Below are 24,394 nucleotides of genomic sequence, written 5' to 3'. Positions count from 1 at the left end.
TGAATTTACTTCGTTTAGCTCCCACCAAAGCGGGAATTAAAGCCCGCCGTAAACGGGCAGGTTGGGATGACAAATATCTGCTGACGGTTTTGGGTAAAGCCCAAAAAATTTAGATGCGATTGCCCTGATTACTGATACCGCTTATTTGGAATATATCTGCCAAGGAAGGCAGAAACATAAAAAAAGAGAAGCGCATAGTATGTGCTTCCCTTCTTCTGCTGACTGATTTTTCATATTACTAACAATTTTTAGTTAGTAAATGATCTCAGATTAGTGGCAGCTACCACCGCAGCACCCATGTTCATCGTGCTCATGGTGATCATCGCAACCACCCTGACCATGAACATGACCGTGAGCCAGTTCTTCTTCAGTTGCTTCACGGATTGCTACAATTTCAACATTGAACTTCAGGTTTTGACCAGCCAGCATGTGGTTAGCATCAACAACAACTTCATCACCGTCAATCTCAGTAATTTCAACTGGGATAGGGCCTTGATCCGTGTCAGCCAGAAAACGCATGCCAACCTGAAGATCGTCAACACCAACAAACACATCTTTTGGCGCACGCTGAACCAGATTGTCATCATACTGACCGTATGCATCATTCGCTTCTACGCTAACATCAAAACGTTCACCTGCCTCACGACCTTCCAATGCTTTTTCCAATCCGCTGATCAGGGCACTACGGCCATGCAGATAGTCTAACGGCGCGCTCACCGAGGACTCATCAACTAAAACACCATCTTCTGTTCTTACTTGATAAGCCAGGCTGACCACCAAGTCTTTTGCTACTTTCATGACTACTCCTACATACCCGAGGGAAAAACCCGTAAGGAAAAATTTTTACAGCTCAAAAAAATGCTGCCAATTGTAACGGAATTCTACGTCGCCAGGTACAGCGACGGCAAAATTTATCCACAATTTATTGTTAGTTCATTTATATCCAATCGATTTCAAGCTACAGCAGAGAACTTTTCCCAGAAAGTATGGTTAATGATAACGACCCGACCGGAGTTAATAAAAGCAGCCAACAAAATGGCAGGTCGAACAAAGATGAAAGGTATATTTATTGCGGTGTAAAAATACCAATAACCTGTTCCTGTTCCCTGACATGAGAAGTAACAACTTCGTCAGTCTGCCTCTGTATGTGACCACAATGAGCGCATTCAACGATATCAACTTTATTTTCCTGCCACATTGCCAGCGTATCCTGTGACTGACATTTTGGACAAACAGCTCCCGCAATAAAACGCTTACGACTAACTGACATAATTCACCCCAACGTTATTCATATTCATCCCATCCTTCCGGTTGGCGACGCTCATTAATCATTTCCCGTTCAAACAGTTCTTCTAATTCCCGGCGAGCTTCTTTCACACGGGATATTTGCGCCATATCGCCATGCAACTGAGGCACGAGTTCACGTAACATTCGCATATCCAAGCGCCGGAAGTGTTGCTGCGCGCGATGTGCTTGGTGTGGATGCATGCCTAACCTGATTAATACCTTACGTCCCAGTTCCAATGCACTGGAGAATGTTTCTCGATTAAAATCCCTTACACCATTTTGCAACAGTTCGTGGGCTTCCAGACGCCCTCTGGCACGGGCAAGAATATTTAAGTGAGGAAAATGTTTCTGGCACAAGTGCACAATCGCCATCGTATCCTCTGGATCATCACTGGCAATAACAATCGCCTTAGCTTTCGACGCACCCGCAGAGCGCAGCAATTCCAGTTCACTCGCATCACCATAATACACCTTATAACCATAACGGCGCATGGTGCTGATCGCACTCACATCTTGTTCCAATACCGTAATGCTGATCTTATTTGCCATCAGCAAACGCCCGACCACTTGTCCAAAACGACCAAACCCTACCAAAATTACCTGTGGCTCATTATCTTCTACAAACGGCTGTTCTTCATGTTCTTCTTGTGTGTTATATCGACGCGATAACATACTTTCAATTAATTGCATCACCACAGGTGTTGTCATCATTGATAATGTCACTACGACCAACAAAAGCGACATCTGCTCCTGTGCCAATACCCTCTGCTCAAGTGCGGCAGAAAATAAGACAAATGCAAATTCTCCTCCCTGACTTAACACTCCAGAAAACTGCGAGCATGACGCTTTTCGCAAACCCGATATTCTACCAATAGCATAAAGTATGCCGCCTTTTATCAGCACCAGCCCCAAGACACTTATCAAAACACTCAATAGATGAACCAGCAATACCCCCATATTTAGGGACATGCCAACAGAAATAAAAAATAATCCCAGCAATAACCCCTTGAATGGCTCAATAGAGATCTCTAACTCATGACGGTATTCACTGTCAGCCAGCAAAACACCTGCAATGAAAGTGCCGAGAGCCATTGAAAAGCCCAGCTTCTCCATGAAAATAGCAGCCCCCAGAACAATCAACAGTGAAGCGGCTGTAAATACCTCTCTGACACCAGATTTCACCACCAACCGAAACAATGGACGCAGCAGATACCGCCCTCCCAGTAACATGCCGGCAAAGGCAACAATTTTCAGCCCAATACGGTACCAATCACTGGATGCCGTCCCACCAGCCAGCAACGGGATCACAGCCAAAGCGGGAATGACGGCCATATCCTGAAACAACAGGATAGAGAAACCAAGTTGCCCACCTTCATTACTTGTCATCCCTTTCTCTTTCATCAGTTGCAGCGCCATTGCGGTAGATGACATTGCCAGCCCAATTCCCCCAATAACTGCGGCCGGCCATGAAAAATGAGTTAAATAGAGAAAAAAAGTCAGAACTGACGCAGTTAATATCACCTGCGCCGTACCCGTACCAAAGATAGAACGCCTGAGTTGCCAAAGTTTTGTTGGATTCAACTCAAGGCCGATGATGAACATCAGGAAAACAACACCAAGTTCAGAGAAATGCAGGATTTCATCAACATCTTTGATAAATCCCATGCCCCACGGGCCAAGTGCAATTCCTGCAATGAGATAACCCAGTACAGCCCCGATATTGAATTTCTGGGCAAGAGGAACAGCCACAACAGCAGCAAACAAGAACAATGTTCCGGCGCTTAACAGCGCTGAAGTCTCCATGATCACAACCCTCCCAAAGACAAAGGCACCTTCAGCCATTCCCGATAAGCTACCGCATGGCTCGCAAGTACTTCTGGCTTTTGGCGCCTTGCCCAATAAATGATCATTGGTGATAACCAATGCATCTGGCACATTAATGCCGTCAATTCGAAAGGGCGGAGAATTTCCTCCATCGGATAACGGTTATATCCACCTCTCCGATAAGCACCTTCCGGCTCGCCTGTGGTAATGACCGAGCGCCAATATTTTCCTCTCAGGGCTTGCTCTGAGCCATTGACGAAATCACGGCTCAACACACGATCCATCCACTCTTTCAATAAAGCAGGACAACTATAAATATACAAAGGGTGCTGGAAAACAATCACCTTGTGCTCACGCAGCAACTGCTGCTCGAAAGGAATATCAATAAAGAAATCGGGATAACAACTATAGAGATCGTGAACTGTCACATGATCCAATTCCTGCACACGCTGCAATAGCACTTTATTCGCAATTGAATTCAAAGGTTCGGGATGGGTATACAACAGCAACACTTTAGGCGGCAATTCTTTAGGTAATGACAACATCAATCCCCCTAAGACGTGTCAGGACACATATTTTCCGCTACCATGCACGCCAAGCTATCAAACTGAATAGAGATATACCCAATAGATTTCAAATTGCGGCGGGGGAACAAATCTCAGGAACCTAACTAACTATATGGCCAGACTATCATGGCCGGAGTGAATGAGTACCGCCAGTAAAGTAGCAATTTGAATGATAAAGGATATACCCTACTTATTAACTTAACACATTTTATACAGACAACATCTATGATTGTTTTCTCTTCACTGCAAATCCGCCGCGGCATTCGTGTCCTATTGGACAATGCTAACGCAACCATCAATCCCGGCCAAAAAGTAGGATTAGTTGGCAAGAATGGCTGTGGTAAGTCTACCTTATTAGCATTACTGAAAGATGAACTTCAGGCGGAGGGGGGTTCCGCCACATTTCCCAGCAACTGGGCACTAGCTTGGGTAAATCAGGAAACACCCGCTCTGGAAACATCTGCTCTGGAATATGTGATCGATGGCGACCGCGAGTTCCGACAATTGGAACAGAAGCTAAAAGTCGCCAACGAACAAAATGACGGTCACGCTATCGCCCATCTTCATGGTCTGCTTGATACAATTCAGGCATGGACAATCCGTTCCAGAGCTTCCAGCCTACTGCATGGTTTAGGATTCTCCCAAGTCCAGTTGGAGCAACCCGTACGTTCATTTTCAGGCGGTTGGCGCATGCGTCTCAATCTGGCACAAGCGCTAATCTGTCGTTCTGACTTACTGTTACTCGATGAACCAACCAACCACCTTGATTTAGACGCAGTCATCTGGCTCGAAAAGTGGTTACGAAATTATACAGGCACTTTGATTCTGATTTCCCACGATCGGGATTTCCTCGATCCAATCATTGATAAAGTACTGCACATTGAACAGCAGAGTCTGTACGAATATACCGGCAACTATTCCTCCTTCGAACGGCAACGCGCCGCCAAACTTGCTCAGCAGCAAGCGCTGTACCAAAGCCAGCAGGAAAAAGTGACGCATTTGCAAAGCTACATTGATCGTTTTCGTGCCAAAGCCTCCAAAGCAAAACAAGCACAAAGCCGCATCAAAATGCTGGAACGTATGGAACTTATCGCTCCAGCCCATGTTGATAACCCCTTTCAATTCAGCTTTCGCCAACCAGATAGCCTGCCAAATCCACTTTTGAATATGGAAAAAATCAGCGCTGGCTATGGAGAAAAAACTGTTCTGAATTCGATCAAATTAAATTTGGTACCCGGTTCACGCATAGGGTTATTAGGTCGAAATGGCGCGGGTAAATCTACCCTGATCAAACTGTTGGCTGGAGAACTTGCGCCGCAGCAAGGAGAGATCGTCCTATCAAAAGGCATCCGATTGGGATACTTTGCACAGCACCAACTGGAATACCTGCGGGCAGATGAATCCCCGTTACAGCATTTAGCCCGAATAGCGCCACAAGAGATGGAACAACAACTTCGGGATTATCTGGGAGGGTTTGGCTTTAAAGGCGATCAGGTAACAGATCCGAGCGGGCGTTTTTCCGGTGGTGAAAAAGCCCGATTGGTATTGGCTCTGATTGTCTGGCAACGTCCTAATCTTCTGCTGCTTGATGAACCCACCAACCACCTTGACCTTGACATGAGACAGGCATTAACCGAAGCGCTCATCGATTTCGAAGGTGCTCTGGTTGTGGTATCGCATGATAGGCACTTACTGCGTTCCACTACAGATGAACTTTATCTGGTGCATGATGGTGAAGTCGAAGCTTTCAAGGGTGATTTAGACGATTACCAACAATGGCTGTCTGAGCTGCAACGACAGCAGATGCGCGATCATCAGGAAAAAGAGAAAGCGGAAACTGAAACGATAGCGAACAGCACGCAAAATTACAGTGCCCAAGAGCGTAAAGACCAAAAACGGCGTGAAGCTGAATTCCGCAATCAGACTCAACCATTACGCAAACAACTTACAACCCTTGAAAACCAAATGGAAAAACTGGGTACGGAATTGGTAAATTTAGAAGAAAAATTATCAGACAATACGCTCTACGAAAATGATCGTAAAGCTGAATTAACGGAATGCCTGCATAAACAAACACAAACAAAGTCTAGACTGGGAAACATCGAGATGGAATGGATGGACATTCAGGAACAGCTTGAGCAAATGACAGAAGCATTTCATGCAAGTCAAGGAACCAAGTAACCTTTTCGGTATTATCTAGCATAAAATTGGGCATTGCTATTCAATGCCCGATTACTTTTTATCTTCTTATCCCATCACTTGCTCAAACATTGAAAATATTGTTCTCTGTTTACATGGCAAAAATAAAAACCTGCATGAAAATAGCTAAGTGACTCACCGTAAAAAATGACAACTCATTTATGTAAACAGGTTATCTATGATTGGAAAATATCTAAGGTGTTCATTCTCATTTTGCACTCCTTATTAAGAGAATCATTACAATATATCCCGAATCTTATTTTAATAAGAAATTAAATGACAAATAAGCCATCAAAACAATAATTACTCATAGACTTATACATTAGCAACCAATGTAGAAAAGTTTTCAACATCTTCAATCAGATGATTCTCTATTGATTTTGCCCAAACCACCCCAAGATCAATTTTTTTATCGGTTTCAACAACTTCCAAAAAATCCATATAATACTCAGGAATAGAACCTAAAATTCGTTTTGGAACACATGTATAAGCGCTATTTTTCGTAATCATTTCAACAATTAACATAATATCATTTGTCTTTAATAACAAATGCATATTGTCACCGGTATAAATAGGGAAAACATTAAGGCAATCAGTTAATTCAGCTACTTCTTTCTTTCCATCTGAATTTTTTGGAAAAACCCCATTTCCGAACTTACTTAAAGCAGTTCTAAATTTAGATATCAGATTACTCCTTTTTTTAAAGATATAAACCAGTCTTTCCGTAAACACCTTTTTGGGCTCTAACTGTGCAATAGATGCCAAAGGCATCACAGCGACATGCAGCATCCCAGCATTCAATAAATTTATCTGCTGCTCAACGGACAGTCCAGTCACCAATGCCAGTACAATATCCCCTTTCTTCTCCGCAATCTGTCTCTCTATTTGAGAATAGTTATGAATGGGGAAACAGGAGCCGACATATAAATGCCTGACCATATCTTCTTTTGAATCAAAATGAACCTGACTTTTAAAACGTTCATAATGAGTTAAAAAATTTCTGGCATTTTCCAATGTCTTATGTCCAAAATCTGTCAATCTTGTTCCATTTGGCCCCCTTGTAAATAGTGAAGCACCAAGAATGTCTTCCAACCCGTGTATTTTCTTCGTCAAAGCAGGCTGAGAAAGATAAAGCCTCTCCGAAGCCTTATGATAATTCAGAGTCTCAGCCAAAACGATAAAAGCTTCAAGATTGCGTATATCCATGTTCTTTCGCCCAATGATTGTTAAATAACTACAAAACATTACAGATTCATGGTGATAGCATTTTAACTTAGTGTTTTGCCAAAGCTTTTGTCAGGTCTACCCGTCAAAATGTTAACTAATAAAATGTTAGTTAATAAGGGTACAATAAGCAAAAGATTGATTATCACTGTGACTTAATAACATCAATAAATAATTTCAATAGAAACTAACAAGAGCTCACGCGTTACCGATACAAAACAAGATGAAGCCCTGTTATCCACACTATTAAACACCCCTTTCATTTTTCAAATTACAGCTTTATTGATTTAACTAAAACTTGAAATAGATTAGATATACATCATATAAACAATCTGATTATGATTATTTTATATGCCATACAATTAGGATTACCACCAAGAATCAAATAATGAACATCAAGTTATCAACTGATAACTATCATTTATTGGCAACCCATTCAGGAAATACCAAAAACCATGAAAATTAAAATATCATACTACGAAACTATTGTATAAATAATTTAATTGTTAAATATAAAGAAAAGTATATATATCTGACTTACTCGTATAATGTAACAAACCACAGATAATTCATACGCATTATATTATTGTCAGAAAAACCATGCTTCACTTTTTTGGCTATTCTGATTTTTACGCTTATTGCGTGTTAATAAAGGTGAATTTTAATTTAAAGTATTATATTAAATACAACTATAATGATATTCACCATCATAAAACGAGTAAAATACTTCTAGAAAATATCACATCAATAAATAATGGTATAGAGAATGGGAAATCTTGCAGTGTGTCGTTATCGATAAAATACACCTATTCTTATTTCAATTTTTTGATCTTTTTTATATCGGAACATTCTGTATTAGTATGTTTTTTTATAGAGTTCATCTGTTGGTTTTTGTGTGTACTGGAAAGCAATTGCTCTGATTTATCCCCAAGAACAATAATACATTGTAGTCTATTGATTTTTATGGCATATTTGTAGATTACTGGTATTGTAGCAGATGTATTTTATGGTTGTCAGTTTCATAAGCATGTACTCAATAATCATATACTGATACTGAAGTATAAACACACTCATTCTTACTCCTGACCGCGCGAGAAGTAAGGCGGTTTTCCACAATTTTGGAAGGCTATTTATTTAATAAAAACATTCACAAAAATATAACAAACAGTAAGTGTAGTCAAAAAAATGTACAATGAATAATAGTTATCAGATGATAACTTATTCTTCTTACAAAAAGAAAAAACACAGGATTGAATTAATCCAGCCTGCATTTTATTCCCTTTATTTTAATCTGATAGTTTACACAATAATCTACCCTCATCATCAGGATCGGAGTCTATTTTATTCCCTTTATCATAATCATATAAGAAGAAGTGTGAAGGATTATTACTATCAGCCACTTTTATATTCGTGTTTTGTTCATATGGATAAGGTAACAGACCGTAACCCGGGAATTGATGATACTCATACCGCAATGAACGGTTAGTCTCTGTTGATGCAGATATCCCAATATCTTGATCAGTCATTGAACTTGCACGATGTCCCCATGAGTATTTGGAATCAAGGGTTTCACATATACTGTTTCCTGAATTTTCCCCCAGTTTTACCAGGCCATCATTACCAACCTCAGGGCTGAAAACATATCTCTGTGGGTTAAAACGATATTCATAGACATATATAGCTTCCGTATCAGGATCTGTTACTGTTGCCGTGACGATGGTTGGTCCTTTGGATGTGGTGAAGTGTTCAGCAGGGAAAATAATATCTCCGGATGAAAATACTTTTACAACCTCACTTGACGAGTGATATTTGACATTATCACCAACGATATATCCAGAAGAAACAGATGATCCTTTTATCAATTTAACAGCTAAATCGCTATGAACATTATAAGGTTTCTCCTGCTCTGTTGCCGGTATATTTATATGGTGGCTTTGAGCGGAAAGCTCAATCCCTGCGAATTGTGGTACTGCCTTGAAATTTACCTTTGTTTTCGCGCGCTTTGTGTGCTTTTTATTAACCTCTATTTTGGCTGTGATCTTATTCACGCCCACTTTGCTCACTAATGATACCGTTAAATAGCCTTCAGCATCCGTCGTTTTCTGAATATCCTTGAAAATTAAATCATCCGGCAATTTGTTATTTTTAATACTCCATTCTACTTCCGCGAAACTCCAGTGACGCATAGGTTGTCCATTTGTCGGATCGACAACTAAAACCTTATAGGTATATGCATCTTGTCCATTACCCCAAATAGGCTCGCTTGGGGAAACTTCTATTTCATCTCTTAATTGAATATTGACGGATTTTGCCGGAATAAAGGTAAAAAGTGGCGATAATGTTTTTATACCATCCTGAATTGATAAAGAGATTTGAGCGTCTTTAATTTCTTGTGTGCTGGTCACCGTTGCCACTAGTTCTCCTTTGCTGTTTGGCTTCAGCGATCCTACAGTTAATTTCATACCGGAGACTCCTTTCTCTATTTGCCATGTAGGGGTAATGGGCGTGCTGTCTTTAATTGGCTTTCCCGCCTCATCAGCCAGTATTGCCGTGAAGGTGAATTTATTTTCTCCCGTTGCCTCTAATTCCTGATTAGAATCAATAACCAAAGATTGAATTTTTATGGCTTGCTTATCATCAGCCACAAAAGCGACTGGCTCCGAGAACTTCTCTTTACCCTGTCCAATTTTAAGCCCGACCTTCACTTCCGCAGGTTTCTGGGATGTATTACTCAACGTCGCAATCAAACGCCCTTCATCGTCTGTCGTGTCACTCTCTTTCAATTTCACATTGTTATTCGCTGGATCTACACGCCAACCCGCATTTACGGTTTTATTCTTCAATGGCTGACCATCAGTGCCCAAAATGGTTGCCACAAAGGTATAAATGTCATTCTCATTGCCTAGCGCAATAGGGCTTTCCGGTGAAACTGTCATTGAGTCAATTGAGTACTCAGGCTGAATATGATTGAAACTGATGGTCGCTATCTTTATCTTGGGCATTCCGTCTATTTCGAGATAAACCAACGCATTCCTGACAATCTCAGTGCTACTTACTATCGCCGTTAACTGCCCTTTATCATTGGTTATATCGGATATAGCCTGCAATTCAATAGGATTTTTTTCTCCTGATGAACTGCCCTCAGGAAGCTCAACCGTCCATTTAACACTTGGGATTACAATATTGGAAAGAGCGGCGTTATTTTGCTGACCGTACGTGATAGTCGCAGCCAATATATGAACAGCTTTTCCATCTACAATAATATTTTGAGGCTTGCCTTTAATGATAAAAGGTTCAACGATGACGAACATCTCCGCCGTTTTGGATTGCCTGCCATCCTCTTCTTCCGCCACGGCATAAACCAGATAGCGATTTATGCCGTGGCGGATATATTTTGGTAGCACAATTTCAATAGCGTTATTTTTACTTATATGCGGGAGTTCTCCCCCGTTTTGGATAAACCCCTCATCTGCCCGCCATGTAATCTGCTTGACGGGTTTATCGGAAGTTACTTGAACTTCGACTGATTTTGGCTGAGTACTATATCCACTGATAGAGTGAGGCAAAGTGATTTGCAGTTCCTGTTTTTTTCTATAATCCAAAACAATGTTATTGTTTCTTGCAACCAAGTCATAACGGCTCCCAGCCAATGTACGCATGGAAGCCACATTTCCAGGTGAGATTTGGGTACTAAAAGGTACACCAAATCGGTAATTCAGACTGGTTTGGAACAAGGCCTCGCTGCGTCCACCGCTTCCATGTTTATAATCCAACGCTATAGTAACCAGCGGGATAGGTGTGTAATTCAGACCAAATCTGGCAAGACTGGGATTTTTTTGTTTAGTATCACGATTGAACAAAGAAACCTGAGCACCAAAGTACCGCTCATAACTCAACTTGCCACCGAAATGTGGGTAAGCGGGTAGGAAAAACTCCCCGGTGAGATCAAAACCATTAGCTGGGCGCTCTTCGTAATCTATCTCTTTTGGAGCTTGATGCCATTGGCTCAGACGCCAATATGTATTTGCCGAGAGTTTAACGTAATCACTCCAGGCTTCTCCCCCGATACCCAGACGTTTATTCCGTCCGGTGACATCATGATCGAAAAAAGTATTTAAACCATACATCCAATTAGATGTGAAATAACGTCCTCCTAAACCGATGTTAAGAGTATGTCGGCTATCTTTATTCCGATAACCCAGTTGGGAGAAAATCAACCAATCTGTTTTATTGTCATAAAGCGGAAGCAATAAATCCAAAGAGCCATTATCTAACTTGCCTTTTTTATCAAGGGAGAAATTAATTCGGGCTGTACCAAATTGAGATAACCATTTTTGAACTTCACTGGATACTGTACTATTTAATTTTCCCAAAGCGTAGGATGCTGCTTGTTCAGTCAATTGAGATGGGGAGGAAGATAATACAATCCCTGCTGCCTGAATATTTTTTGCAATGATATACTGAGCATTCAATTCAGAAGAGTTATTGTTTCCCTCTACCATATCAGCTTTATTATTTTTGATATCTGAAAGTCTTTCATTATCTTTATCAGGCTGCCTATTTATTGAACCAATTTTGTTTTCTTTTTTAATATATATTTCTTCCTTTGAGAGTACTCCTTCTGCATATGTGTTTGTCATCAAAGAGGAAAAAACAAGTGTTATAACTGAAAAAACTAAAAAAAGAGTATATTTAAAATAATATGAGTTCATATACCGACACCTTATAAATTTTCATCCTGCTTTGATGACATAAAGCTGGAAGACAAATCCCGTTAAATAGAGTCACCCAGAGAAAAATAAAAATCTCACTCTTATCCCTAAACCTATTCAGAATCACTCTCATTTTTAATTTTATTAAAATAGAAATATTTTTTCATTTTATGGATGCCTTATAAAATATAAGCCATTACTATAATTTAATAACTGTGTATTTAATCAAGATAAAGAATAAAAACCCCCTACCATTTTAGAATTTTCTTATCATCGGGCATAATGAAAAATTATTATCACCTGATAATAAAAAGTAATCTTATTACTTTAAGATAACTTCATTGAACTTCTTTATTGATAATATAATCATTTGGTTGTAAAATATCTCTTTCACAAAAAATTATTTTACCTTCACTTCTTTTTTAATTAAAACTTACTTTTTAAAATTAAAAATCCTTTTCACTCCTTTTTTAGTTGCACGAATATATCCAGTTATGTCGATATAAATATAGGATTTTCTATATATTGACAAACCTTCTCGATTAATATATTGATTCTCATTTAAACTTACACAAAAGTTGAATCTATTGATATATTTTATACCAAGCACTCAATACGGTAATTTTAACTTCATTAATCCTCCATAAACACACGGCAAAAAATGACGAAAATAGACTTAAGCAATATGGTGACAGAAAGTATGGTGACAGAAAGTCGCAATCCCGCCAGTTCCGACATTGATCAACTATCAACACTCGATATGCTGAGAGTTATCAATGATGAAGATAAAAAAGTAGCTATCGCCGTTGAAAAAACACTCCCGCAAATTGCCAAAGTAGTTGATAAGGTCGCAGAGGCGTTTCGTCAGGGAGGGCGTTTAATTTACAGTGGAGCCGGAACTTCTGGACGTTTAGGTATTTTAGATGCCAGTGAATGTCCGCCAACTTATGGTACAAAACCAGAACAGGTGATCGGTTTAATTGCAGGTGGGCATCAGGCAATTCTGAAAGCGGTCGAAAATGCGGAAGATAACCGGAAGTTAGGCACAGGCGATCTTAAGGAACTACACTTTAATCAGCGGGATATCCTCGTGGGGATCGCATCCAGTGGCAGGACACCCTATGTATTAGGTGCAATGGAATATGCTAAATCCGTTGGCGCTACCGTAGCCTGTATCAGTTGTAACCCTGTTAGCCCGATGACGCAATTGGCTGACATTGCTATCACGCCCGTAGTAGGGCCGGAAGTTGTGACAGGTTCTTCTCGCATGAAAGCCGGAACAGCACAAAAACTGGTGCTGAATATGATCACGACAGGTGCCATGATCCGCATTGGCAAGATATATGGCAATTTGATGGTAGATGTGGAAGCCACAAATGCCAAGTTAATCGAACGTCAGAAAAATATTGTTATGGCTGCCACCGAATGCAGCAGGGAAACCGCCGAAAAAACCCTGAACGCCTGTGGTGGTCACTGTAAAACTGCGATTGTGATGATTTTATCGGGTATAAGTGCCGAAGAAGCCAAAAAATTATTGAAAAAGCATCAAGGGCTTATCCGGCCAAGCATCTCAAAAGACCGATAATCATTACCTCTTGGAAGGGGGCATAAATGGCTAAAATTAGTCGGGAAATGCTGTTCGAAATACTCAACGCCATTGGCGGGACAGGTAATATTACACACAGTAGTAATTGTATGACCCGATTGCGGCTGACTCTACGCAATGATTCACTTGTCGATAAAATCAGATTGCAGAAAATTGCGGGCGTCTTAGGCGTCATAAAAAGTGATGACCAACTTCAGATTGTCCTTGGCCCCGGTAAAGCTCAAACAGCCGCAGATATCATGAATACACTGCTCAGTGAATCATATAACTCCAATGAACCAAAACTTCATGTCACTGAGCACTATTCTGAAAACCTAAAAGATATCGCCACCTCAAACAAAAAATATCTCAAAGAAAAACAAACCAGCCCAATCCATAAATTTCTGGCTAAATTTGCCACCATCTTCACGCCTTTAATCCCCGGATTTATTGCTGTTGGTCTGTTATTGGGGTTTGCTACCCTGCTGGAGCAGATTTTTGTCAAAGACGCTGTGCATCCCGACGCAACTTTGGTCGAGATGATCGGTTATATGAAAATCTTTAGCAAAGGCATGTTCAGTTTTCTGAGCATCCTGATTGGCTACAATGCGCAAAAAGCTTTTGGCGGATCAGGGGTTAATGGTGCAATTATCGCATCTTTATTCGTATTGGGTTATAACGCCGAAGCCAACAGCGGGTTCTATTCCGGCATAAATAATTTCTTTGGATTCGCCATCGATCCTCGAGGTAACATCATCGGTGTACTGATTGCCTCTATTCTCGGTGCATGGGTAGAAAAGCAAATCCGCAAAGTCATGCCATCTGACCTCGATATGATCCTGACTTCTGCTATTACTCTGCTTATCATGGGTGCTGTTGCTTTTATCATCATTATGCCCATCGGGAGTTATTTATTTACCACGATGTCATGGCTGTTCATGAACTTGAATGGCAACCCATTCGGCACAGCAATTCTGGCAGGTTTGTTCTTAATCGCTGTAATGTTTGGTGTGCATCAAGGCTTCGTCCCCGTCTATTTTACCTTGATGGATGCACAGGGTTTCAACTCCCTGTTTCCTGTTCTCGCAATGGGCGGAGCAGGTCAGGTGGGTGCTGCGCTGGCGTTATATCTGAAAGCTCAAAAGGGTTCCTTGTTGCGCACTCAAATCAAAGGTGCCATCATTCCGGGGTTTCTGGGAATTGGGGAACCCTTGATTTATGGCGTAACACTGCCTCGCGTAAAACCCTTTGTCACCGCCTGTCTCGGTGGTGCAGTTGGCGGTTTTTTTATCGGTCTGATTGCCTGGTGGGGATTACCAGTCGGATTAAATAGTGTTTTTGGCCCTTCCGGTCTGGTCGCGCTCCCCCTGATGACCTCCAACAATGGTATCTTCACGGGCATGGCAGTATATGGTGCCGGATTGCTCGTCGCTTACCTGTCAGGCTTTATGCTGACATTATTCTTTGGCAGTAAAAATATTGACATGAATTGACTCCAGTCCCTAATTTTAGCTAACCCAGATTAAAGGGACGCAAGCGGCGGTCAGCAGCCCCATCGCAATATTAAATATGAACCACGCATGGCGATTTCTTAATAAACAGCCAATCAATGAGCCAAGCATAAGCCAGATTGCACCAGCTATTGCACTCGAGATTAACATTACTGCGCTGATAGCCAATATCGAATTGTTATATAGTGATCCGGGCAGACTGTAACTGCTGACTGCCCCCAATCCCATCAACCATGTTTTGGGGTTCAGGAATTGCAGTAACCAGCCTTGATGAATCTTGATTGGTGCCCCTGTCGCCTGCGCTGTACGTAATTGCTTATTATAGTGTGAAGTCGCCGTTTTCCAAGCCAGCCACAACAAATACAGGCTACCGAGTATTTTCAGGCCAGTATGCATTGCAGGGTAGATCAGCAGCAATGCAGCAACCCCAAAGGCAGACAGCAATAAAATTGTCTGCATTCCCAATACAATACCCAAACAAAGTGGTACAGAGCGACGGATACCAAAAGTAGCGCCCGCTGATGTTAGCAGCAAGTTGTTTGGACCCGGAGTGACGGCAGAAATAAACATAAATGTACTAAGCGAGAATAACAAACTTACAGTCATGGGTAGATTCCCCTCACCCAAATGGTCAACATTTCCTTTCAAGAAAAATAGCAGTATGTTATTCCACACACAAGATAACTAATCATGAAATCAATTCATTATGAGTGAGAATTTTTGTCCCCATAAACCATACTGGATGGTGCCTTATTTAAGGCTATCTCATTTAAAACAATTATCCGAAAAACACTTAATTTCAGAACAATCAAAACATCATCAGGAGCAATTACAATGATGATACCGTGGCAACAACTTGAAACCGATACTCTACTCAACTTAATTGAAAGTTTTGTCTTACGTGAAGGCACAGATTACGGTGATCAAGAAAAAACACTTGAACAAAAAGTACAGGATGTCAAACGTCAGCTTGAACGAGGTGAGGTTCTGCTGGTATGGTCTGAATTACATGAAACTGCCAATATCATGCCTAAAGAGATGTTCCGCCCATAAGGTTTGGCCCATTTTATTCATCATAAGAGACTGATTAAAAAGATAATCCAAATTTTTATTAATAAGGAGTCTGTTCATGTCTGCCAAGTATCCTGTTATTGCAATCACTGGCTCCAGTGGAGCAGGAACGACAACGACCAGTGTAGCTTTTCGTAAGATTTTCCAACAACTTGATGTAACTGCTGCACTCATTGAAGGAGATAGTTTTCATCGTTATACTCGCCCAGAAATGGATGCTGAGATCCGAAAAGCGAAAGAGCAGGGCAGGCATATCAGTTACTTTGGGCCAGAAGCCAATGATTTCAGCATGCTGGAAAAGACGTTTTATGATTATGGGGAAACAGGCAGTGGTCGCTGCCGCAAATACCTCCATACCTATGATGAAGCTGTTCCTTATAACCAAGTACCAGGCACTTTCACACCATGGGAACCATTGCCGTCAAACACCGACATTCTGTTTTACGAAGGGCTGCACGGCGGTGTTGTCACGCCACAACATAATGTTGCCAGCTATGTTGACTTGCTGATTGGTGTTGTACCTATAGTCAATCTGGAATGGATACAAAAACTGATCCGTGATACCAGCGAGCGTGGACACTCTCAAGAAGCTGTTATGGATTCTGTTGTTCGCTCAATGGACGATTATATTCGCTATATCACTCCTCAATTTTCACGCACACACATCAACTTTCAGCGCGTTCCCACTGTTGATACCTCTAATCCTTTTTCTGCCAAGGCCATTCCTTCGTTAGACGAAAGTTTTATCGTGATTCGTTTTCGAGGTCTAAGCCAAATTGATTTTCCCTATTTACTGGCAATGCTTCAGGGTTCATTTATTTCCAGTATAAATACTATCGTCGTGCCGGGTGGAAAAATGGGATTGGCTATGGAGTTAATTATGGCACCGCTCGTCAAACAATTACTGGAAGGTAAAAAGATCTCATGATCTAGGCTTCATTTTATTTTTAATAAAACAGGTAACAAAAAATAATGCCGCCTGTTTTATTAAAATAAATAAGTGATTTATGTGGCGATAAATCAGCCTGATAAAAATCATAACCATGAAGAACTAATACATGCAAAAACAACGTGAAATACTTCACTAAAAGGACAGTATTCAGCATTATCTTTCGTTATTATAAATATAAAATCAATAAGACCACGTCTCTAGACCAATTTCTGGTAATCTGATAACCAGTTTAATATGCTGAAGCGATACAAGAGAAGACAGAAACGTTTTCCTGTGTTACAAACAAGTCTACATGCGAGACTGGCAAGGTATATGGGTTAAGATCAATACACTTGTATATTGAAATTTTTATAATCCATATAAAATTCTCGTTTGTCAGTTTTTCAGCAAGTTAATATGTTAATCTATTGACTTTATAAAACTAGCCTTAAGAGAAACGGCCTGTTTCTCACTTCATAAAGGCAGAAATAACAACAGAGGATAAAGCGAATGGTTCTCGGCAAGCCACAAACAGACCCTACTCTTGAATGGTTTTTGTCACACTGCCATATTCACAAATATCCATCCAAGAGCACGCTTATTCATCAAGGCGAGAAAGCAGAAACGCTTTACTACATTGTTAAAGGTTCAGTTGCTGTTCTAATAAAAGATGAAGAAGGTAAAGAGATGATTCTCTCTTATTTAAATCAGGGAGACTTCATTGGTGAACTTGGATTGTTTGAAGAGGGGCAAGAACGTACAGCATGGGTGCGCGCTAAAAGCGCCTGTGAAGTGGCTGAAATTTCTTACAAGAAATTCCGTCAGTTAATTCAGGTTAATCCTGACATTCTAATGCGTTTATCTGCTCAGATGGCAAGTCGCCTGCAAACAACTTCCGAAAAAGTGGGTAACTTGGCCTTTCTGGACGTTACAGGCCGTATCGCCCAAACATTACTCAATCTGGCTAAGCAGCCTGATGCGATGACTCACCCTGATGGTATGCAGATTAAAATCACACGTCAGGAGATTGGACAAATTGTAGGTTGTTCACGTGAAACAGTTGGCCGCATTCTGAAAATGCTGGAAGATCAAAACCTGATCTCTGCACATGGTAAAACTATTGTCGTTTATGGGACCCGTTAGTTCCTGAAAAACCGGGCCAGTGTAATCTACGAGATTCCCACTGGCTTCTTTGTTCTGTTATTGCTTTATCTGGCTGCCAGCTTATTTATCTAACCACCGCGTTATCGCTATATCCAGCCGTGCCATGCCTTCTGCTATATCATCCTCAGGAATCACCAATGACGGCGTAAAACGCAGAATACCGTCTCCTGCACTCAATAACATCAACCCCTGTTCAACCACTTTCTGCAATATATCTCTGGATTTACTCTGATACTCTTTTTTCAATACAGCGCCGATAAGCAGCCCTTTTCCACGAATTTCCTGAAAAATGCCATATTTTTGGTTCAGATTCTCCAATGCGCAAATGATCATATCATGACGTTCTTCCACTCCGGCCAATACTTCTGGCGTATTGATAATATCCAGAGCTGCACAACCAACAGAACAAGCCAGAGGATTTCCTACCATTTCCCTCACCTTGTTTTTATATTTACCACATCTAAGTGAAATAATAGTCATTAAATATGAATAAAAAACCACATTATAGCAAATAAAAAAACAGTAGAGTGAGGGGTTTGGTGTTACCAGATTAATATTTAAGAAAATTATTCAACAACTCATGTCCTTGCTCACTAAGAATACTTTCTGGGTGAAATTGCACCCCTTCCAGTGGCAAAGTACGGTGGCGTATCCCCATGATTTCATCCACATCACCATTGCGTTGGCTCCATGCCGTTACTTCAAATGATGCCGGAAGGGTTTCCGCAGCAATAACCAAAGAGTGATAACGAGTGACGGTCAATGGATGATCCAATCCCTTGAATACCCCCTGCTGACAATGATGGAGCAAACTGGTTTTTCCATGCATCACTTCACGGGCTTTGACTATGCTCGCACCAAAAGCTTGCCCTATCGCCTGATGCCCCAAACACACACCGAGAATAGGTAACTTTCCGGCAAAATGCGAAATCGCTTCCAGCGAGATCCCTGCTTCATTTGGCGTACAAGGCCCAGGTGAAATCACTAAATGCGTGGGTGCCAGCTTTTCGATATCTTCAAGCTGCAACTCATCATTGCGTTTAACTAAAACCTCTGTCCCTAACTCACAAAAATACTGATATAAATTGAATGTAAAAGAGTCGTAATTATCTATTATTAATAACATAGGAGTATATCCTACTGATTTTATAGTTTTATAAGTTACCCTACCCACATTAGGGTATTATGCATTATGTCTCACGGTAAAATAAAATCAGATAAACACTATTAACGGCAACGAAGTACTCATCATACCACAGAAGCACTGTTAGAATAGTAGCGACAGAGAAGGGAAACTCAGAGAAGTAAAGTGCAACCCAAACAATCAAGGGCGATTATCCGAGTATCTACTTATGGCTTATAACCAATGGATTTCAAGAGGCAGTGCGACAGTAAAGGAACCGACAAGTTCGTCGGGAACGAATTTGTCCAGCCGAAGACTGTCCCTTGGTGAGAGGCAGGAATCTCTCATTAATCCCCAGAAACATAGACGGCTATGTTTCTGGGGTGAGTGAGAACAGCCTACAAAACAGGAGATTGAAAGATTAAGGCTCGATCTTGGCTGACAAGATCACGATAGGCTTTGCTGGTACATTTTGATAAGGACCAACATTTTCTGTCTTGACCTGAGAAATTTTATCAACCACATCCATGCCTTTTACCACTTTGCCAAAGACTGCATAACCAAAATCACGCTGACCATGGTCAAGGAAAGCATTATCGGTAACGTTAATAAAAAACTGGCTGGTTGCACTGTCTTTATCTGCGGTACGCGCCATCGCGATTGTGCCACGAAGATTACGCAAGCCATTATCCGCCTCATTCTTGATTGTCTCCCTAGTGGCTTTTTGCTTCATATCTTTTGTAAAACCGCCGCCCTGAATCATGAAGCCAGGAATCACACGGTGAAAAATAGTGTTGTTATAAAACCCTTCATTGACATACTCAACGAAATTCTTGGTGGTAATTGGTGCTTTATTACTATCCAACTCAAGTTCAATTTCTCCGGCTGATGTCATCAGCTTCACGTGAGTTTCAGCTGCCAATACTGGAGTAGCTATCACACCGATAGCACATGCAGCCATAAGCGACACAAAAATACGTTTAAACATTGATGGTTCCTTTATTTTTGAGGTCAACAATAAAACTCATAACAACAAAACTCATTAAGTGTAATTCCCTATAGGGATAAGTTCCAAATATTTACCTACATTTACGAGTATTTTTAGGTGATTAGAAGAAAATCTATCTATGTAATTTTTATATTCGCATATTTTTGGAAGAGCTATTTTGGGAATAAACTCCATATTAATGCCCTTTCCGCACCAAAGTGGGTAAATATCACATTGCTCTGCTTAGTAAAGAGCAGGAACTGAAATTCCCATCAAAATTTAGACTGGTAGTAATTGCAGAATAATCGGTATCGTCACCAATGAAATAAATAGTGAGATAATAATAGAGAGGGAAATAACTTCCTCTTTGACTTGCGAGAAATACTTATCCATCGTGCCCGTTCAGTTGTCTATAGGGTTCAAAAAAATTCCCAACGAACAATGTAATGGATTACAATGCTGGTTAAAATATGATATCCCGCAGTGGACTCAATAAAGCGGCGGTTTCTCTGGCGAATAAAAATGCCCGAATAGCCTGGGCACTGGTTAATAATCGCTTTATGAACCACACTGAACTGTCAGTGATGATATTGGGCTAATTATTTTGATAGTTATCATTGAAAGCAAAATTACTGATTAATTGGCTTACGATGGCCGGTAGATCAAAAGTTGCCTATCCTTACTAATAAAAATAATAAGTACCATCACTAAAGTAACAACAGAGATAGCAGCCGCCACTAGGGAGATTGAATTCAAAGGGAATCCAGCATTAATAACTCTCCCACCAATCCACGCACCAATAGCATTACCAAGATTAAATGCACCAATATTCAGAGTTGAAGCATAGCTTGCGGATTCCCCGGCAACTCTAATTATCAAGACTTGCAAGAGCATTCCTACTGTGAAAGATAAACAACCCCAGATAGCCATATTAATTACAGCCGGATATCTTATATGGCTTGCCCAATAAAAAACAACGAGTGTTGCAATTAAAATGCATAACGACAAAATCAAAGACTTGGTGAGGTTCCAATCTGCAAGCCGCCCACCAAGCAGCCCACCAATGGTAATTCCAATACCACAGATCATCAAAGCAAAACTGGCAAATTTCGGTTCTACATGAGTAACATCTTGAAGAACAGGAACAATATAAGTAAAGAAGGAAAACATACTTGCAGATGCCATCACACTGGTCATTAACCCGAGCCAAACAATAGGTCGTTTCAATCCAATCACACTATTTTCATGCTTACCAGATTTCGTAACTTTTCTGGATGGCACAAGAATAAATACCATAAATAAAGACAATAGCCCCAAGATAACAACACCTGTAAATGTCGTTCTCCAACCAAGCTCTAAACCGATATAAGAGCCGATCGGTACACCTAGGACGTTAGCCAAGGTCATGCCAGTAAGCATAAGAGTCATAGCCCTTCCTTCCTTGCCAGGCGGCGCTATACGTGATGCCAAAACCGCAGCTATACCAATAAAAGATGCATGACTAAATGCTGTAAAAACTCGAGCGATCAATAATACTTCAAAACCGGATGCTAACTTGCAGGCTAAGTTCCCAACGATAAAAATAACCATAAGCAGTAGAAGTGCCGTTTTTTCTTCCACTTTACGTAGGGCAAATGCAAACAAAGGACCACCAACTACTACACCAATTGCATAACCTGAAACCAGATATCCGGCAGTGGGTATAGAAATACTCAGATCCACTGAAATTTGTGGTAGCAAACCCATAATAATAAATTCTGCAGTACCAATCGCAAAAGCGGAGATTGCCAACGCGAAAAGTGGCCAACTCATGATTTTATCATTCATAAAAAATCTCCAATTAACAACAAGGGATTACATCAAAAAAATTCATCATTTCTAATCAATTCTAATAGAGCTGAATGGTTAGGACTTCAGCTAAGATCATTAGCTTCTTGAGAATTTATCCGAATTATAGTGAATAAGAATTCATCCAGTATCTTCCAGGCACTGTAAAAACCACATAAGAATGATAGGGATTAGCTACATTAACAATTACATCACATTTTAATGCATAACCTGTTGCTCCAATAACAAATTCCTTCATCAGATACTCTCCATCCTCTATTAAAAAACAACTTATGCCGACTAAACAGCATAATAATGCTAGTGGTCAAATAATCTTATCGCGCTGGTAATTGTAGAAAAAGTAGGGTATATCTCCGGTCTATGTTGACGTAACTGTCCGCAATGGAGAAGAAATGATTGAGTCTCTCACCACAATTTCGGTGTTTGTCCAAGTCGCAGAACTCAAAAGCTTTGTCGGTGCAGGTCGGGTATTAGGGCTTACAGCGTCTGCTGTTGGTAAGCGAATATCGCGTTTTGAAAAGGAACTCGGAGTACAGCTATTTAACCGCACAACTCGAAGTATTTCTCTTACTCACGAAGGGAATATATTGCTTACAAGGAGCCGACGAATCCTAGACGAGCTCGATGAACTCCAATATGAACTGTCCAACGCTGCACAGGAACCCCAAGGGCGCTTAAAGATAAGTCTTGCCCCAATCACAGATATTTTTCTGGATCATTTGTCTAGATTTAATGAGCAATATCCAGGCATTGAATTGGAACTTGATTACTCAGCTCGCAATGTTGATTTAGCACAAGAAGCATTCGATGCCGCCATACGCGTTGGGTATATTCCAGATAATAATTTAAGATCGCATCACTTAGGTGATTTCCAGCGTCTTATTGTTGCATCACCAGTATATTTAGAAAAGAATGGGGAACCTCTAACTCCCTCTGATTTGATGACGCATAAATTACTTCACTATCGTTCGCCAAATACTGGGATTATTGAACAATGGCCAATTGAGTCAACCAGAGAAACTTATCTTCCTACATCAATTGTATGTAATAATTTAAACGCTCGTATCGATTTTGCCCTGAAAGGACTAGGGATAGCATGTTTACCTGATATCACTATCCGACGTTACTTAGACAAAAAGCTGCTTATCCCGATATTAAATGATTACTCTACCAATACAATTCAGATTCATGCTATTTGGTTACATTCAACTCAATATTCAATGAGGCAAAAGGCCTTAATAAATTTTCTCAAGAAGATAACAATTTAATGCTGAAAACAAGTTATAAGCACTGAAATTAGCAGCACGCCAGAAAACAGCCTTGAATTTTGGCAGCTTTTTCAGAGAATTTCCTGTTTTTACTATCGAGTTGCGGATTGTTAACAAATTATTCAGATAAGCCACGGGAGCAACTTTTCTAGTTTTTCAACCGATACCATCCATTCATAAAAAATATGGATGACTGGATTGAAACGGATTCGGTAATTATCAAGATAGTTGGCATACCAGATAAGTTAAGCCGCCTGTTTTTCTCGTTCACGATTCAGCGCCACTGAGCAGGCTAATCAGTACGCGCTGAATCAGTGACCAAAGTGACTCACCTACCTGAAGAATAGGCGGGTGAGTATTGATAGTTAGTGTCTAACTAACTTTTGAGGTACAGTTCATTTTAAACACAGTTTATGATTTTTGTAAAAAACCTAAAGCTACATATTCATATTGTTAAAACATAACCATATATCTATTCTTTGAACGCATAATTTGAATTTTCGTGAAATCTGGAATTCTAGCTAATTCCTTTCCAGCGCTAGCGTCACAAGAGCCAACAATAGCTAAAGACGCGCAGGTTTTCAACGCTGCCTGAATGCCGGCTTGAGCATCTTCGAATATTAAAATGTCCTCAATAGCCAAGCCAAGCAGTTGTGCACCTAGAAAATAACCTTCGGGATCAGGCTTGCCACAAATAACATCCTCTGCTGATACAATAAATTTTGGACAAGGTAAGCCTGCTGCTTGAAGGCGGTTTATGCATAGCTCTCTACTGGCTGAAGTGACAATAGCCAAATGTTCTGGGTGTATTTTTTCCAAAATTTGCAAAGCTCCTAGGACAGGTATTATCCCTTGAGTAGTGATAATTTCATGTTGTTCAATAGTTTTTGCTATTTTCAAACTTTTTTTATTTCTTCCCAAAAAGTGAGTCACCGTTTCCTGTGTTTTTCTTCCATGAGCATAGTTAACCTGAGCTTCGCTTAAGAAGGGAACTAAAGTGCCTGAGGCACGATCAAAGTTTTTGCTAAAGAAAACAAAATCGTGGAGATCCTCAGGCATGTATAATTTAGAAGAACTTTACTGCTGCGTCGAT

The 24,394-nt window shown here is 40.5% G+C and carries 19 protein-coding genes and 1 pseudogene; 8 read left to right on the top strand and 12 right to left on the bottom strand.

Annotated features, from left to right (window positions below):
- Positions 1 to 270: 270 nt before the first annotated feature.
- The 4 genes from slyD to kefG form a co-directional block, all read right to left on the bottom strand.
- On the bottom strand, positions 271 to 798 hold the full coding sequence (gene slyD / locus AACQ81_RS14260; RefSeq protein ID WP_237387714.1) for a peptidylprolyl isomerase: 528 nt from the start codon (positions 796 to 798) through the stop codon (positions 271 to 273).
- A gap of 268 nt (positions 799 to 1,066) precedes the next feature.
- Positions 1,067 to 1,270, bottom strand: coding sequence for a YheV family putative zinc ribbon protein (locus AACQ81_RS14255; RefSeq protein ID WP_237387713.1), 204 nt, complete (start codon positions 1,268 to 1,270; stop codon positions 1,067 to 1,069).
- Between the two features lie 14 nt (positions 1,271 to 1,284).
- Complete coding sequence (gene kefB / locus AACQ81_RS14250; RefSeq protein WP_237387712.1) at positions 1,285 to 3,090, bottom strand: glutathione-regulated potassium-efflux system protein KefB; 1,806 nt, start codon at positions 3,088 to 3,090, stop codon at positions 1,285 to 1,287.
- A 2-nt stretch (positions 3,091 to 3,092) separates the two neighbouring features.
- Positions 3,093 to 3,656, bottom strand: coding sequence for a glutathione-regulated potassium-efflux system ancillary protein KefG (gene kefG, locus AACQ81_RS14245; RefSeq protein ID WP_237387711.1), 564 nt, complete (start codon positions 3,654 to 3,656; stop codon positions 3,093 to 3,095).
- A gap of 246 nt (positions 3,657 to 3,902) precedes the next feature.
- On the opposite strand from kefG, the gene AACQ81_RS14240 reads away from it, so the two are divergent.
- Positions 3,903 to 5,858, top strand: a complete 1,956-nt coding sequence (locus AACQ81_RS14240; RefSeq protein ID WP_237387710.1) for an ABC transporter ATP-binding protein — start codon at positions 3,903 to 3,905, stop codon at positions 5,856 to 5,858.
- Positions 5,859 to 6,191: 333 nt separating this feature from the next.
- Here AACQ81_RS14240 and AACQ81_RS14235 read toward each other — a convergent pair whose 3' ends face one another.
- Together AACQ81_RS14235 and AACQ81_RS14230 are read right to left on the bottom strand one after the other, a co-directional pair.
- Positions 6,192 to 7,082, bottom strand: a complete 891-nt coding sequence (locus tag AACQ81_RS14235; RefSeq protein WP_237387709.1) for a LysR family transcriptional regulator — start codon at positions 7,080 to 7,082, stop codon at positions 6,192 to 6,194.
- A 1,304-nt stretch (positions 7,083 to 8,386) separates the two neighbouring features.
- Positions 8,387 to 11,740: an inverse autotransporter beta domain-containing protein gene (locus AACQ81_RS14230; RefSeq protein ID WP_339353446.1), complete on the bottom strand. Its 3,354-nt coding sequence runs from the start codon at positions 11,738 to 11,740 to the stop codon at positions 8,387 to 8,389.
- 733 nt (positions 11,741 to 12,473) lie between these two features.
- On the opposite strand from AACQ81_RS14230, the gene murQ reads away from it, so the two are divergent.
- Positions 12,474 to 13,397 (top strand): N-acetylmuramic acid 6-phosphate etherase, encoded by a 924-nt coding sequence (murQ, locus tag AACQ81_RS14225; protein ID WP_237387707.1) that lies wholly within the window; start codon positions 12,474 to 12,476, stop codon positions 13,395 to 13,397.
- A gap of 26 nt (positions 13,398 to 13,423) precedes the next feature.
- Complete coding sequence (murP, locus tag AACQ81_RS14220; RefSeq protein WP_237387706.1) at positions 13,424 to 14,890, top strand: PTS N-acetylmuramic acid transporter subunit IIBC; 1,467 nt, start codon at positions 13,424 to 13,426, stop codon at positions 14,888 to 14,890.
- A 15-nt stretch (positions 14,891 to 14,905) separates the two neighbouring features.
- On the opposite strand, the gene AACQ81_RS14215 is transcribed toward murP, so the two are convergent.
- Positions 14,906 to 15,514, bottom strand: a complete 609-nt coding sequence (locus AACQ81_RS14215; protein ID WP_237387705.1) for a LysE family translocator — start codon at positions 15,512 to 15,514, stop codon at positions 14,906 to 14,908.
- Positions 15,515 to 15,742: 228 nt separating this feature from the next.
- Here AACQ81_RS14215 and AACQ81_RS14210 point away from each other — a divergent pair, with 228 nt between their 5' ends.
- The 3 genes from AACQ81_RS14210 (at position 15,743) to crp (ending at position 18,053) form a co-directional block, all read left to right on the top strand.
- Positions 15,743 to 15,961 carry a YheU family protein gene (locus AACQ81_RS14210; RefSeq protein WP_237387704.1) on the top strand — a complete coding sequence of 73 codons (219 nt, stop codon included), beginning with the start codon at positions 15,743 to 15,745 and terminating at the stop codon, positions 15,959 to 15,961.
- A gap of 76 nt (positions 15,962 to 16,037) precedes the next feature.
- Positions 16,038 to 16,907 (top strand): phosphoribulokinase, encoded by an 870-nt coding sequence (locus AACQ81_RS14205; RefSeq protein WP_237387703.1) that lies wholly within the window; start codon positions 16,038 to 16,040, stop codon positions 16,905 to 16,907.
- A 513-nt stretch (positions 16,908 to 17,420) separates the two neighbouring features.
- The gene (gene crp, locus AACQ81_RS14200; protein ID WP_004240730.1) at positions 17,421 to 18,053 is read left to right on the top strand and encodes a cAMP-activated global transcriptional regulator CRP; all 633 of its coding nucleotides are present in this window, start codon (positions 17,421 to 17,423) and stop codon (positions 18,051 to 18,053) included.
- Positions 18,054 to 18,134: 81 nt separating this feature from the next.
- Here the strand turns inward: crp and AACQ81_RS14195 are convergent, their stop codons facing one another.
- The 3 genes from AACQ81_RS14195 to ppiA form a co-directional block, all read right to left on the bottom strand.
- A complete protein-coding gene (locus tag AACQ81_RS14195) occupies positions 18,135 to 18,503 on the bottom strand; it encodes an aminotransferase class III-fold pyridoxal phosphate-dependent enzyme (protein WP_237387702.1) in 369 nt (122 codons plus the stop codon).
- Positions 18,504 to 18,624: 121 nt separating this feature from the next.
- Positions 18,625 to 19,200, bottom strand: a complete 576-nt coding sequence (locus tag AACQ81_RS14190) for an aminodeoxychorismate synthase component II (RefSeq protein WP_092553477.1) — start codon at positions 19,198 to 19,200, stop codon at positions 18,625 to 18,627.
- 418 nt (positions 19,201 to 19,618) lie between these two features.
- A complete protein-coding gene (ppiA, locus tag AACQ81_RS14185) occupies positions 19,619 to 20,185 on the bottom strand; it encodes a peptidylprolyl isomerase A (protein WP_237387701.1) in 567 nt (188 codons plus the stop codon).
- 372 nt (positions 20,186 to 20,557) lie between these two features.
- Between ppiA and AACQ81_RS19770 the strand changes: the two are divergent.
- Positions 20,558 to 20,784 (top strand): annotated as a pseudogene (locus tag AACQ81_RS19770) (hypothetical protein); the annotation flags it as partial.
- Positions 20,785 to 20,830: 46 nt separating this feature from the next.
- Here AACQ81_RS19770 and AACQ81_RS14175 read toward each other — a convergent pair.
- A complete protein-coding gene (locus AACQ81_RS14175) occupies positions 20,831 to 22,012 on the bottom strand; it encodes an MFS transporter (RefSeq protein WP_237387700.1) in 1,182 nt (393 codons plus the stop codon).
- A 413-nt stretch (positions 22,013 to 22,425) separates the two neighbouring features.
- Between AACQ81_RS14175 and AACQ81_RS14170 the strand changes: the two genes are divergently transcribed.
- A complete protein-coding gene (locus AACQ81_RS14170) occupies positions 22,426 to 23,301 on the top strand; it encodes a LysR family transcriptional regulator (protein WP_237387699.1) in 876 nt (291 codons plus the stop codon).
- A gap of 453 nt (positions 23,302 to 23,754) precedes the next feature.
- On the opposite strand, the gene AACQ81_RS14165 is transcribed toward AACQ81_RS14170, so the two are convergent.
- Complete coding sequence (locus tag AACQ81_RS14165; RefSeq protein ID WP_237387698.1) at positions 23,755 to 24,360, bottom strand: HAD-IA family hydrolase; 606 nt, start codon at positions 24,358 to 24,360, stop codon at positions 23,755 to 23,757.
- Positions 24,361 to 24,394: the final 34 nt, after the last annotated feature.

It is taken from the genome of Xenorhabdus sp. Sc-CR9 (assembly GCF_963897815.1).
Classification (GTDB): Bacteria; Pseudomonadota; Gammaproteobacteria; order Enterobacterales; family Enterobacteriaceae; genus Xenorhabdus.
The sequence above is the reverse complement of the archived record's forward strand: the minus strand, read 5'-3'. Positions and strand labels throughout refer to the sequence as shown.